The sequence below is a fragment of the Pseudescherichia sp. genome, assembly GCF_031979925.1.
GTDB lineage: Bacteria > Pseudomonadota > Gammaproteobacteria > Enterobacterales > Enterobacteriaceae > Pseudescherichia.
Map to the genome: position 1 here is coordinate 200,488 of NZ_DALZFB010000003.1, position 13,241 is coordinate 213,728.

The 13,241-nt window shown below is 52.2% G+C and carries 15 protein-coding genes; 2 read left to right on the forward strand and 13 right to left on the reverse strand.

The annotated features are described in order from the left end of the window. Positions 1-3: 3 nt before the first annotated feature. The 10 genes from RTM13_RS07220 to RTM13_RS07265 all read right to left on the reverse strand — a co-directional run bounded on the left by RTM13_RS07220 (position 4) and on the right by RTM13_RS07265 (position 10,050). Positions 4-1,365, reverse strand: coding sequence for a DUF308 domain-containing protein (locus tag RTM13_RS07220; protein WP_312211302.1), 1,362 nt, complete (start codon positions 1,363-1,365; stop codon positions 4-6). A 97-nt stretch (positions 1,366-1,462) separates the two neighbouring features. Next, positions 1,463-2,371 carry a LysR family transcriptional regulator gene (locus RTM13_RS07225; protein WP_312211303.1) on the reverse strand — a complete coding sequence of 303 codons (909 nt, stop codon included), beginning with the start codon at positions 2,369-2,371 and terminating at the stop codon, positions 1,463-1,465. Positions 2,372-2,402: 31 nt separating this feature from the next. Next, the gene (locus RTM13_RS07230) at positions 2,403-3,443 is read right to left on the reverse strand and encodes an NAD(P)H-quinone oxidoreductase (protein WP_312211304.1); all 1,041 of its coding nucleotides are present in this window, start codon (positions 3,441-3,443) and stop codon (positions 2,403-2,405) included. A gap of 69 nt (positions 3,444-3,512) precedes the next feature. Continuing rightward, positions 3,513-4,238, reverse strand: a complete 726-nt coding sequence (locus RTM13_RS07235) for a fimbrial protein (RefSeq protein ID WP_312211306.1) — start codon at positions 4,236-4,238, stop codon at positions 3,513-3,515. Between the two features lie 72 nt (positions 4,239-4,310). Next, positions 4,311-4,535, reverse strand: coding sequence for a hypothetical protein (locus RTM13_RS07240; RefSeq protein ID WP_312211308.1), 225 nt, complete (start codon positions 4,533-4,535; stop codon positions 4,311-4,313). Between the two features lie 11 nt (positions 4,536-4,546). Beyond that, on the reverse strand, positions 4,547-7,033 hold the full coding sequence (locus RTM13_RS07245; RefSeq protein WP_312211310.1) for a fimbrial biogenesis outer membrane usher protein: 2,487 nt from the start codon (positions 7,031-7,033) through the stop codon (positions 4,547-4,549). Between the two features lie 17 nt (positions 7,034-7,050). Continuing rightward, on the reverse strand, positions 7,051-7,728 hold the full coding sequence (locus RTM13_RS07250) for a fimbria/pilus periplasmic chaperone (protein ID WP_312211312.1): 678 nt from the start codon (positions 7,726-7,728) through the stop codon (positions 7,051-7,053). A gap of 49 nt (positions 7,729-7,777) precedes the next feature. Further along, positions 7,778-8,332 carry a fimbrial protein YehD gene (gene yehD, locus RTM13_RS07255; protein ID WP_312211314.1) on the reverse strand — a complete coding sequence of 185 codons (555 nt, stop codon included), beginning with the start codon at positions 8,330-8,332 and terminating at the stop codon, positions 7,778-7,780. 262 nt (positions 8,333-8,594) lie between these two features. Then, positions 8,595-8,816: a hypothetical protein gene (locus RTM13_RS07260; protein WP_312211316.1), complete on the reverse strand. Its 222-nt coding sequence runs from the start codon at positions 8,814-8,816 to the stop codon at positions 8,595-8,597. 124 nt (positions 8,817-8,940) lie between these two features. After that, complete coding sequence (locus tag RTM13_RS07265; protein WP_312211318.1) at positions 8,941-10,050, reverse strand: AI-2E family transporter; 1,110 nt, start codon at positions 10,048-10,050, stop codon at positions 8,941-8,943. Between the two features lie 169 nt (positions 10,051-10,219). Here RTM13_RS07265 and RTM13_RS07270 point away from each other — a divergent pair, with 169 nt between their 5' ends. Both RTM13_RS07270 and RTM13_RS07275 read left to right on the forward strand, forming a co-directional pair. Next, positions 10,220-10,729 carry a cupin domain-containing protein gene (locus RTM13_RS07270; protein ID WP_312211320.1) on the forward strand — a complete coding sequence of 170 codons (510 nt, stop codon included), beginning with the start codon at positions 10,220-10,222 and terminating at the stop codon, positions 10,727-10,729. Between the two features lie 262 nt (positions 10,730-10,991). After that, positions 10,992-11,429 (forward strand): hypothetical protein, encoded by a 438-nt coding sequence (locus RTM13_RS07275; RefSeq protein ID WP_312211322.1) that lies wholly within the window; start codon positions 10,992-10,994, stop codon positions 11,427-11,429. Between the two features lie 45 nt (positions 11,430-11,474). Here RTM13_RS07275 and RTM13_RS07280 read toward each other — a convergent pair whose 3' ends face one another. The 3 genes from RTM13_RS07280 to RTM13_RS07290 are packed head-to-tail and all read right to left on the reverse strand — an operon-like array spanning position 11,475 to position 13,238. Then, a complete protein-coding gene (locus RTM13_RS07280) occupies positions 11,475-12,254 on the reverse strand; it encodes a GGDEF domain-containing protein (RefSeq protein ID WP_312211324.1) in 780 nt (259 codons plus the stop codon). After that, positions 12,248-12,664, reverse strand: a complete 417-nt coding sequence (locus RTM13_RS07285; RefSeq protein WP_312211325.1) for a DUF1987 domain-containing protein — start codon at positions 12,662-12,664, stop codon at positions 12,248-12,250. The genes RTM13_RS07280 and RTM13_RS07285 overlap by 7 nt, the downstream gene beginning before the upstream one ends. Then, entirely contained in the window at positions 12,657-13,238 is a 582-nt protein-coding gene (locus RTM13_RS07290; protein ID WP_312211326.1) for a SiaB family protein kinase, read from the reverse strand. The genes RTM13_RS07285 and RTM13_RS07290 overlap by 8 nt, the downstream gene beginning before the upstream one ends. Positions 13,239-13,241 lie beyond the last annotated feature (3 nt).

Consider the following 13,241-nt stretch of genomic DNA (forward strand, 5'->3'; position numbering starts at 1 on the left):
AGATTATTCCCCCTCCATCCCTTCGCCGCTTTCGCCTTTCTCCCAGGCCACCCGGCGGTGGAACATTCTTTTCAGGGCGCGACCGACGGTATTAAACCAGCCGGTCGGACGCGGGTCGGCGAGCATGCTCAGGGCGCGGGCATAGTCGAGCACCAGTCCTGGCGTCCAGGCCATCGTCTCTGCACGCTTGCGCAGCTGGAGCGCCACCCACAGCTCCGGGGTAGACATCAGCTTCCCCATCGCCATCCAGAAACCGCGTGCCTGCCACAGCCTGCCAACGGATCCCTCTAGCGCGGCCTCCAGCGCCCTGGCCACGGTGCTGGAGCAGTTACGGTGTGTCAGATTGTAGGACTCATCCTGACGATAGCGCTCCCAGAATGTCGCCAGCCGCGTCTCGCTGTAGTTGCGGATGCGAACCTTGCGCGTTGAGGGACACCACTGCACGGACTCGGTGGCATAGTCTGGCTGAAACTGCCCCGGCACGTCGTTCTCTGACGTTGCGCGCAGAGTCCGGGCAAAGGCATCCGGTGAGCGGTCGATCTGCACGGCGGGGTAGAGGCTGATATAGATGCCGCCGGGAGACTCCAGCGCGGCGTGACCGGTGGAGATGACGCCGTTGCGATCGACGGCAGCAATATAGCGGCTGATGACCGGGCGAGGTACGGCCTCGCTCGCCGCGGAGCCTACCGGCGTCCAGACGTGAACCGTCAGGGCTTTTTCATCGTCGTCCGGCGGCCCATCCCACTCCACGACGGCGGGGGGAGGGATCTCCGTCTCCTCCATAAACTCTTCGCCTTTCAGACCAGGATTAGCCGCGGCCCGCTTGACGCGATTAGCAAGGATAAACAGGTTCCAACCGGCAAAGGCCAGCACCAGACCCAGGCAATAGGGGACGGTGCCCGCATAATTGGAGGGCCAGGGCTGGAAGAAAAACAGGGCCAGCACAATCTCGACAATCCCGCCCCATAGCGCTGGCCGCCAGCGTTGATAACGAACAACAACCGCAGAGGCGATCTGCAGCGCGCCGTCAAACAGGAAGAGCAGACCAAAGATCATCGATAGCAGAAAGTTACCATCGTGGTTCCCGGCGAGGATCAGCACCGCAGCAAGAGAGAACGCCGCGCCCTTTACGTAACGCAGAATACGCTGGCCGCCCATGCCGCTGTGGGCCACCATCAGCGTCGCGCTGCCTTCGAACAGCAGCAGCGAAGCGAATAGCTCAATAGGAAAGAACAGCGCGCCGTCCAGCGCGTCGATAAACAGCACGACACCCGCCGTAAGCGTTACCCAGCCGAAACGACGCAGCCCGCGCCAGTGCGAGCGTAGAAAATCTATGCCAAGCAGGATCATGATTAGCCGCATCATAGGAGAATATCCGCAATAATCTCTCCCTATTTATAACCTGGCCGTTGGCAGCACGCGCTATGAATTGTCTATTTTGTAGCCTTCTCTGGAGGCGACATCACGCTCCTGTCACCCGCTGCGGAAAGCGCTCCAGTAGCCAGTCGATAAACACGCGCAGCCGGTGCGTAACGTGACGGCTCTGCGGATAGACCACATGGAAAGGGTAGGGGGCGGGCCGCCATTCGTTAAGGATCTCTACCAGCGTGCCGTTGCGCAGCGCCTCAGCCGTCGAATAGCTAAAGGTCTGGATAATCCCCAGTCCCGCCAGGCCCGCAGCCAGATGGGCGTTGCTCTCGTTAACCCCGATACGGTGATCGACCTTAATATCCGTTTTTTCGCCGTTACGCTCGAAGCGAAAAGGGAAAGCCCTGCCGTTTTGCGGGGAGAGATAGCTCACCAGCCGGTGGCCATTTTTTAGCTCGTCCGGGTAGGCGGGCGTGCCGAAGGCTTTCAGGTACTCCGGCGTCGCACAGGTGATGAGCGTTGCCGAGCCAATATGGCGGGCAATAAGGGATGAGCTTTCCAGCGGGCCGCCACGGATCACACAGTCTACGTTATCGCTAATCAGATCGACGGCGCGATCGGATACCCCCAGATCGATGCGGATATCCGGATAGCGCATCATAAACTCGGGAAGGAGAGGGATAAGCACGTCGCGGGCGGTAGAGCCGCCGATATCTATCCGCAGCAGCCCACGCGGCTTGCTGCGTACTGCGCTAAAGGAGGTGTCGATATCCTCCAGATCGCGCAGGATTCGGGCGCTCTTTTCATAGTAGTCGCGCCCCTCTGGGGTGACCGTGACGCGCCGGGTGGTGCGCTGAAGCAGGCGCACGCCGAGGTGCGCCTCAAGCTCCTGAATCAGCTTGCTGACCGTGGCATTGGGCATCTCCAGCGAATCCGCTGCTCGGGTAAAGTTGCCTGCCTCTACTACCCGGGCAAAGGCCCGTATCGCCACCAGCTGATCCATTTATAATCCCCGTCTCTAATATTACGGCTGATTATATACGGTTCGTCGCTTCATCCTCATCCGCAATTAACACTACCTTGCCGATATGCGTCCCCTCATCCAGCAGTCGGTGGGCATCAGCGGCTTCTGCCAGCGGGAAGGTTTTGTAGATCTGTGGCTTCAGTTTTCCGGCCTCAATCAGCGGCCAGACGTGGTCGTTAAGCTCTTCAATCAGTTCAGCTTTTGCGGCAGGCGAGCGCGAGCGCAGGGTAGAGCCGATATGCATTAGCTGTTTAGTCAGCATGGGGAACAGGTTTAACTCTTTAGCGGGACCTGCAAGCACGCTAATTTGTACGATGCGCCCGTGCATCGCCGCTGCTTCATAGTTTCGCGCAACATAGTCACCCGCAATAATATCAAGGATAATATCTGCGCCGTGGCCGTCGGTTACCTGTTTGGTGATCTCGACAAAATCTTCCTCTTTATAGAGTACCGCGACGTCTGCGCCGAGCTTGAGGCTGGCCTGGCGGTGCTCGTCGGAACCCACGGTCGTGATGATTTTGGCTGCGCCAAAGGCCTTTGCCAGCATGGTCGCGGTAGTACCAATGCCGGACGCGCCGCCGTGGATCAGGATGATGTCGCCCGCTTTAAACTGACCGCGCTGGAACATATTCAGCCAGACCGTCATAAAGGTCTCCGGCAGCGCTGCCGCTTCGACAAAGTTAAGCCCGGGCGGCAGCGGCAGGGTGTTACTCTCATGAGCAGTGCAATATTCGGCATAGCCGCCGCCGGTAATCAGGGCCGCAACGCGATCTCCCGGCGCAAAACTCTGCACCTCAGCGCCAACGGCAACCACCACGCCCGATACCTCCAGGCCAGGGATGTCAGACGCCCCTGGCGGCGGTGCATACTGCCCTTTGCGTTGCAATACATCAGGCCCGTTCACCCCTGCGGCCACGGTGCGGATCAGCACCTCGTTCTCTTTAGGTTGTGGCATCGGGCGCGTCGTTGCTTGCAATACCTCGGGGCCGCCGGGCTGGGTAATGTCAATCGCGGTCATGGTGTCAGGGAGGGTATAGGCTTGTTCGGACATCGTTTTCTCCTGTGGTCTTTTACCTCATTATGGTTCAAGAACCACAGGTGAGTTTGTTATCGCTTGCTCTTAATCGTAATCCACCACGACTTTGACCCTGCTCTGGACTCTGCCAGCAAACACCTTATTACCATAGCGGGCATAGCGGAGCTGTAGATTGAGCGGGTAAACCGTATTGGTTAGCAAAGCACTTCCCCGACTGGCGAGAGTAAATTTCTCGCTGGAGGGAAAATTAATGGCTTTGTTGTTATTCGTTAGCTCAAATCCCACCTCTCCTGCGCTTCCCTGCTGCGTTTCTAAATCGTTCTTTAAAATGTCGCCCTGGGTGGCGCTGATGGATTCAAAGTGATAATGGATATTGCTGGTCGCGACGCCAGTAATGCTGCTGCACTGTAACTCTGGCTGTTTGGGTCTCGGTGCAGTAAAGCCGTTACTATCAATTTCGTGATAGCTAATATCCGGGGCTGAAATTTCCTGATTTTTAAAGGTGCAGGTGGTGGGAGTGAATTTAACAATTATCGGCACTTCATTAACATATTGCTGCCCACTATTGTCATTGTCATATATGCACCCTATAAAACTACAGGAGGCTGGCTTTAAAATTAATTTATCGGTGAGCAAAGAAGTCTGGTTAACATCTATAGTATTTTTAACGTTACCCGTGTGATTAAATTTGAGGCTATATTTTATTTTGTATTTTAGTTGGTTGTCTAGTTCCGTTGCAGCATAAGCTTTACCTCCCGAAAAGTTGGAACCTCCAGTGAAGTTAGAAGTTTTGGATTTTTCACTAACCAAAGATATTCCAATCACTAAGTTATGAATGTTATTATTTATAGAATAGTATTGTTCCTCACCATTACCCAAGGTCTATAAAGTAAAGATGTTTGAGCTCAAAATGTTGTAGTAACATTTAAACTCAGGAGTGCCGCTAACAAAAGTAATGGGTATCTCTCGGTTGCTGTTAGCTATATCAAGATCAATTTCGATAGGGTTTGCTTTTCTTATTGGCGCCTTGTCATTGCCAGAAATATAACAATACGCCTGTGCCTGAAAAACTGCAAAAACCGTAATAAGTGCCATTAAAATACGCATAGTCATCCCTTCTAGCGGCAAGTATAAACTTTGCTTTCGTCAATTGTTTTACCGAACGTGATAGTACAGGAGAGACCCTGCTGCTTATCTGTGGCGACATGCACAGACTGCGGTACGTTATCGGTACGAATAAACAGCTGGCTGCCCTGTGCGACCACGCCGACGTTCTGGCCCGCCTCATCTTCCACTTCATAGCCAAAGGTGAGCGGTGAACCGTCCGGGCGTCTGGCCTTGAAAAGCCACGGCTTACGACTGTCGGTATCAAACTTAGCCAGCACTACCGCGCCGCGATAGGGCACAACGCCTTTACGGTTGCCGTTTAGCGCCACGTTGCTATCGGTGTGCGCCGTATCGAGCATCAGCGTATTTTCGCGATAAGGCGTTAAGCTACCGGAAATGGCATGACCCTTCCTGTCGGTCGTGTTGTATCTGTTTCCCTGAACGGTAGCTCCCTCCAGCCCCGGCGCATCAATGATGGCAAAGGTCTCGGTAAGGGAGTTGGTCAGATTGACGCCGCCCCTCCACGCGACCACGCCGCCCTGTATGCTGCCGCTGGCCTGATGGTAGCGGTTAGACTGGCTATAGCTGCCGTCCAGAGTAGCAAAGGGAGCGTGCCAGGCAAGGTTCCCACCCGCAGCGGTTTCGTGATCCTCTCGCTGGTGGCTCAGGTTCACGCCGTAGTTAAATTGATCCTTGTCGCCCGCGATGCCGTTAATATTGGTGTTATTTGACTGGTAGCCATCATCATCAAAGGTGGTGCTATTCGAGACGTACAGGTCACGCCTTGGTGTAGCGATACCATCACCCCACGAGAAAGGAATCGAGAAGTAGATATTAAACCGTTTATCCTCCCGGTCATCCTCATCGTAGGACTGGCTGGCTGAGAGGGTATAGGTCACGCGTGACCAGCTGTTCGAATAGCTTAGCTGGACGTCGTTGCGGGTTCCTCCCCGCTGCCAGTAGTCGCGCCATAGGGCGCTGCCGGAGAGCGAGCCCCACCCCGTAGGCAGTGCCTGGTTAACGGCCAGCGAAAAGCTGTTTTTACGGCCAAAGTCGTTTTGATAGTAGTCGGCAATGTCATACACATCGTCATCGTCGCGATGGTAGCTATTTTTACTGTTTGCCCAGACGTGATCGTTAAAGGTACGGTAGTCTTTGGAGGAGTAGCGCCAGGCGGCCATCGATAGCTGGGTGCCGGTGGGTGATAAATACTTACTCCAGGCAAGCTGGTAGCTCTGCCCATCATATGTTGCGCCATCATCCTGGCTGCTGTGGGAGCGGGTAACATCCACAGAGAACGCGCCAAGACGGGTATTCCAGCCGCTCCCGAGCAGAAAGGCATTGTAATTATTCGACAGCATCGTGCCGGTGTAGAGCGTGATTAAATTATTTACGCCATACTGCCAGCTCCCCTGCATAAAATCCGCCTGTTCGCTGGCACCCTCAATATGGCTGCGCCCGGCGGCAACGTCATATTTTACTACGCCCGGCTGGAGCATTTTGGGCACGGAAGAGAAGGGAACCAGATAGTGTGTCGTGGTGCCATCTGCCTCTTTCACCGTAACGTCCAGGTCAGCTCCGCCGCCTGCCAGCTGGAGATCGTCAATGGCAAACGGGCCGGGTGGCACGTCGCTCTGATAGACCACAAAGCCGTTCTGCTCGATGGTGACCAGGGCATTACTCTGTGCGATCCCTCTCACCACCGGGGTGAAATTCTGTTTGGAGTTGGGCAGCATCTGCATATCGCGCCACAGCCTGACGCCCTTAAAGCGAACGGAATCAAACAGCTCACTGTCGGTATACATATCGCCCGCTCGGGCGGTGCTCATAATTTCAGGAATGCCGCGCTCCAGATAGAGCGTATTGCTCTTCCATTTACCCTGGCTATCGTCGGATTTAGTGTAGTTAGCGCTAGAGTGCAGCTGGAAACCCAGCAGGTTCAGGCCGCTGTTGAAATTCACATAGCTGTTCTTACTCGTGCCGTTCTGTTTGTAGTCGCTATAGTATTGGCTGGCATAGTAAGAGGTATAGAAGGCGTTAATCCCGCGATCCCAGGTTTCCGGCGGCATATAGCCGCGCTCATGCGTGGTCACCCAGGCCTGGGGAACGGTGAGTTTGAGCGCAAGCTGGCTTATATCGTAATCGACGCTGCCACCCTGCACGGCGTCATTTAGCGTGAGGCACTGCTCCGTCGATGCATCTTTAAATGCGTCGGTTTTAATACCTATCTGCTGTAGTTGGGAGATGGGTAGGCAGGTTTTATCAGCATCGTCCGCCACAATTACACTATAGCGTCCACGCCATTCATCATTAAGGTATATGTCCAGGTCGTATGCACCGGGCAGGGGTTTATCGCCGTCAAGCTGTAGGTTAGATGTCTTCGTTCCTTTTAATCCACCATGTAAAAAATGGGTATCAAACGTTTCCGCCCTGGCAGAAAGAATATGCAAAAGCAAAGAGGAGACTATCCCCATCGTAATGAGGTTAAGTTTATGCATAGTGGCTTCCCTGACTATTAATTACTTTTGATATTGTCGTGCAGATAATTTCCGTAATCGTCAATAAGCGTGACGGCGTATTTTCCGGTATGAGGTGCGCCAGGTAATTTCAGATTTGCGCGCGGGGCCAGTACCAGCGTCTCTTTATTGATTTTAGCTGCGCCTTTAATTTCTGTGATGGTCAACCAGTTTGCGGAATTATTTTCAACGGTTAGGCCATCACTAGCGCGTTTTATATGTAGTCTGGAGAATGTCTCTTTGTTTACGCTCTTTATGCTGGCAGGGCGATAAATGAGTTTGATTCTGTTTTGTAAGGCGAATTTTAATTTGTTATTTTCACTGTCATGGATTTCATTGGGTGGAATATCAAGCACGTTAAGATAGAAAAGCGACTCACGATCCTGAGGTAAATTCGCCTTTGTAAATTTAATTTTGAGCTGCTGGCCGGTATTACCTTTGACCTTAACCACAGGGGGCGTCAGAAGGAAGGGCACATCCAGCTTCTCCGGTGGCGTCTGCGTATCACCATCGTCAATCCAGGCCTGCACCAGCGAGCTGCGATCGCCCTGGTTCATCAGCTGAACGGTAACCTCTTTTTGCGCTGCCGGGTAGATAACCCGTGTTCCATAGATATAAACGCCGCTCCAGGCGGGCAGTGATGTTACGGCTAGCAGAGCCGCAAAAATCCTTTTCATTTTTCCTGTCTCCGCAAAAAAACCGGCAGTAGCCTGCCGGAAATCTTAATCAGTCTGCTACTACGGTAAGGGTAACAGTAGAATCTACGGCACCTGCTTTTAACGCTTCGTCGGACGCACGAGCGTACTGAGCGGAGATATCAAAAGTATATTCGCCTTCATCATTTTTAGACGTGGCGATTGTCGTATTCCCATTGGTATCAATGCGCTTGCCGTTTATTAATAGCGCATAGCCAACGCCTGTAGCTTTACCCTCACCTTGCTCAATTTTAGTCACGCTATCTTCGCCTTTTACTGCAAACTGATCGGCAAGAAATTTAAGTTTTGGAATCTCAGTGCCGGGCGCGCATTTAACTTTAAAAGATGTAGTGGTTTTATTTTGATAGCCATCGTAGGCTTTGCCTGGAGTAAGATCATCCATTGCATCAAGACCTATTTGATTCATAGGAATGTGCGCCGTCTGGGCAGTGGAAAGAAAATGGCAAGTTGTACCTTTGATTAAGCCATTAATAGTTAAAGTGCCCATATCAGTATCCGCAGCAAAGACAGCAGGCGCGGCAATAGACGTAGCTAAAACTGCGGTAACAATAAGCAATTTTTTCATTTTAATTTCCTTGGCAAGTTAAGATTAAATAAATATGGATTTCCTTTTGTTGATCTTACAATTGCACATGGATTGGCGTGCATCAATAAAAACAGCATATTTTATTGATGCAAAGCAATTTATAGTGCTTATTATATTTGGTGTGATTATATTATTGAGGAGATATTCATTCATTTAATAAATGACAGGAATTAACTGATGAATATATTAAGCGGGCTGGCTGAATTCAGCCCGGCAGGAGAGGTAACGTGCCAATGCAGGGTTAATCCCAGGCCGTGATGATAATCTGCCGATTGTCATCGCCGGGCAAGTTAACCGTTTGAGTAGAGACGCTATGCTGTATAACGCGCTGGCCATCAGGCATAACGGTAAAGCCAGAATCGACAACCTTACCCGAGATAGAGAGCGTCCCGGTATCTGAAGCCTGAGCGTTAAGCGCGTAGGCAAGGAGTGCAGAGGCAACTACAGTCAGAGCTATTTTCATAAAATGTGGGACCACATCAGAAGGCAGGGAATTCCAAAATAGAGCGTTTTTTGTTCCAGGTCAATCTATGCTGAAAAGTGGCAAAACTTATTACGGCCAGGGCAAGCCTGGCCGTAGCGAGCACTTAAGATTCAGGCGGCAACCGCCCCTCCTCGATAAACTCATCGTCCAGTTCGTCGGCGTTGCCCTGGTGATCTTTCCCGGAGAGCAGATTCCAGCAGGCCAGGAACAGCGCGGCGATCAGCGGCCCAATCACAAAGCCGTTAATGCCGTAGATCTCAAGCCCGCCAAGGGTAGAAATAAGCACCAGGTAGTCAGGCATCTTGGTGTCCTTACCGACCAGCACCGGGCGCAGCAGGTTATCCACCAGCCCCACGACAATCACAAAGAAGCCGACGATGAAAAAGCCCTGCCACATCTGATTAGTAGCAAAAAGGAAGATGGCCGCGGGTACCCAAATGATGGCAGAGCCTACCGCTGGGATCAGCGACAGGAAGGCCATCAGCGCACCCCAAAGCACGCTGCCGTCAATGCCAACAAAGTAGAAGCCGATGCCGCCCAGCAGCCCCTGTAATGCACCGATCACCACCGTACCCTTTACCGTCGCACGGGAAACCCCGGCGAATTTTGCAAACAGATGATGCTTTACATAGCGCGATAGAGGCAGCGACTCCAGCGCCTGATTAACGATGTAGGGGCCATCCTTAAGCAGGAAGAAGAGCAGGTAGAGCATGACGCCAAAGCTAATGGTAAAGCTGAAGGTGCTCTTACTAATAAGAAAGGCGCTGCCGGCAAGGTACTGTCCGCTCTTCAGCGCCACCTGCGACAGCTGCTGCTGGATCTGCGTAGCGTTATTTAGGTCGTGATCGGCCAGAAACTGCTGCGCCCAGTCGGGCAGATGCGCGACCAGATCGGCAACCACCACCGGGAACTGGGTATTGTTATCCTGGAGCTTGCTGTAAACCGTATTCGCCTCAAAGGCCAGAGACGAGAGAATGATCGCCAGCGGCGTAAAAACAATAAGGCAGATAATGAGCACCGTCAGGAGAGAGGCAATGCCGTTGCGTCCGGCGATCCTGTCCCGCAGCCGGTTTTTGAGCGGCTGGAATATCACCGCCAGTATTGCTGCCCATAAAATAGCCGAGTAGTAGGGCGTCATGATGTCAAAAAACGCCAGCGTAACGACCAGCAATATCAGGATAAAAAAGCCTTTTGTTAATCCCTTAAATCTCATATTTACTTCTCCGGTATGTGATGCACTTCTCGAAATATAGAAGGTACTGACAAGATTACCATTTTCACTGGTGGAAAGCGGACGTTACGCCCGGCGCAGGCATGCTTCTGGCATCGAATGGCATAAGTGGCTACGCTAAAATAACCACTTCTTTTCTGGAAGAGAGACTATGGCGGACGCAACCGACTCCACCTCTGTTCTGTTACTGGCCGCGAATGATTGGGTGCCGAATAACCCGCATCTGCCCGTCATTCTCTACCGCCAGGTTTTTACCCCTGGTGAGAACGCGGTCGACACGGCGCAGCAGCTGTTTGAAAAAAATGGCTGGCCTGCGCAGTGGGTAGATGGCATCTACCCTTATCACCATTACCACAGCAATGCCCATGAGGTACTGGCCTTTGCTCGGGGTGAAGCGCTGCTTGTGCTTGGCGGCCCGGAGGGGCAGCAGGTGATTGTGCGTGCTGGAGACGTGGTATTACTGCCAGCGGGAACGGGACACTGTAATATTCGCAGCAGCGATGATTTTACCGTGGTAGGAGCATACCCCCCTGGCCAGGAGTTTGATCTCTGTCGCGGGGCACCCACACCGGAGATGCTGGAAGCGATTGCCATGGCCCCTTTCCCGCATCGCGATCCGGTTTTTGGAGGGCAGGGGCCGCTTATCGATAATTGGTTATAAAATTAAGCAGCGCTACGGCAGGATTAAGACATATTTTAATGTCTAAAAAATGTGCTGAGTTTCCTGGTGTTGTTTTTGCTAATAAAATCACAAAAATCATCTCAATAGTTAATATTAAGCGCTTTACAAGTGTAAAACTGTGTAATTATCGCGCGGTCGTAGTCGATATAATCTGAAAATAATGTCGTTTACTGTTTAATACGCTATAACAGGTAGGTGATATATAAGTTCTCATAACAAAGTATGATAGCCAGAGGCCTATATGCAGATAATCTATTTCAAAGTGGAATGCCTATTCCCGGAACTTTTGCCGACCTCAAAAGTTACTCTTAAAGAGGTAGTAATAACAAGAGAGAACGAAGTTATATCAACTTTTTCTAACTTAAAAATTAATAGCTTACCCTTTTATAGCTTCCATTTAGTGCCTGTAGGGTTCAGAAAAATTGAACATGTTATTAAGGGCGAGCCGGGTAAGCATTTACAGTTCTCCTCAGGCTACCTGCCGTCTGGAGAGTATCGGGTTGACACGCCTGCTGGCGAGAAAACCCTTGGCTATGATACGCTTACTGCACTCTGGCGTCTGGTCGATGACAAAGATGAAGAGCGCTATCTGACGACAAATGAATTTGTTTCGCGTGACTTCACAATTATTCGACCCGTAAAATTAGTCTATCGCAATCGCCGGGATATTATTTGCTGAGCAAAATTAAGTCTGCGCTGAAATATAATATATCTTGCCTGCGGGCTATACCGCACGCAGGCTCTCAGCTAACGGTAAAACAGCGGCTAACTTAAGTTCAGAACGAAATAGTGACTCATGTAAAGCAACTTGATTACGTCCACGCTTTTTTGCCGTATAAAGCGCGACGTCGGCTGCGCTATATAAGGCTTCAAAATCGCTGTGCCGAGCGCCAAGGCTAACGCCAAAGCTGGCCGTGACATATTGCTGGGGCAGACAGTCCAGCGGCGATGCATTAAGCGACGCGTGAATATATCTCGCAATAATTATCGCCTCTTCCAGCCGGGCATCAGGCAACAGAATAGTAAACTCTTCGCCGCCTACGCGACCAATGGATGCTGACGAGGGGAGGGCATGACGTATGCGTGAGACCAGAGAGCAGATAACCTTATCGCCCATCGGGTGACCGTATTCGTCATTGATGCGCTTAAAGTGATCGATATCCAGCAGGATCAGCGCCACGTTGCCCTGGGTCAGAGAACGATTGATCTGGTTGATGATTGCGCTGCGGTTGTAGACGGCAGTAAGCGGATCGTGGGTTGCTTCATACTCAAGGCGGGCCGCCAGCTTCTGTAGCTCATCGTTTATGCGCGTTAATTCTCGCTCGGCACGATCGCTGCGCGAGATGAGGCGGTAAGACTGACGAATGAGCCGCTGATAATGTTTCGCCACCGTCCATAGCTTTTCACGACACTCTTCGGCAGGCAGCTGCGCATCGGCGGCGGCTACCCGGGCGTCTTCCAGAATGGCGTACTCCTCCTGGAATAGCTCGTTGATATCTAGCATGCGTTAAGATCCGGCGTTAAAAAGACGGCAAGCGCAGGGAAATCAAGGCGGACCTCCTGACCAAACTCTTCAGAGATATCGTCCTCTGCATCGTAATACCAGTGCAGCTCGCAGATTTTGCCCTGTTTCGCGAAGCCGTTGAGCGACTCGAAAAACTCAAACAGCAGCTTGGTGCTGGAGCTGTTGAAATAGCTCAGCGCAACGTGCAGCTGCAGCGGGGATGAACCCGCAGGCGTCTCCTGCAGCCAGCTCTCAGTGGCCTGTAGCAGCGGGCGGAAGAAGGCCGCTGCGTTCTCCGGATAGGCTTCACCCTTTAACACCAGATGATGCGCCGCAAAATCAAAGTTCACTTCCGGTGTGGCAGAGGTCGCTGCAAGCATAATCGCGGCAGGCAGTGTGGTATCAGTCATGGCAAAAGGTAGCCTTTAAGTGGAAAGCGGACAGCGAGCTGGCCGCCAGAGGATGAATGCGATACTCCAGTGGTTCGCTGGTATCTCGCGCCATGGTCAACAGCCCGATATTGGCCCCTTTACTGGTGGCGGGCGCTTCACTGCGTAAGTTCTGTTTCCAGGCCTGCTTGATTTCGGCCTGGGTCATGGTGCGTAGCACGTCGAGGTTGTTTTGCAGCAGGGAGGACTCTTCGTTACCCACCAGATTAGCGGCTTCGAGATAGTAGTTGGCATGATCGGTATGCAGGCAGAGCGAACCAAAGCGCAGCTCCTCTTTATCCGTGCCGATGTAGCGCTCGTCGCTGGAGTAGCGCACTATGTTCTGGCCCATCTCAATAAATACAGAGAAGAGCCGACGGCGCAGCGGCAGCGAAGATTCATGCTTATCGAGCCAGGCCCGCACCACGTCACCCATTGCCACAATATGCTGCTGCGAGAAATAGCCGGTATAGAACAGCTCTACCGCGCTCTGCCTCTGTAGCGTAATTAGCGGTAGCAGGACCGCTTCCTTGACCTGCAGGTCATTCAATTTCATTTT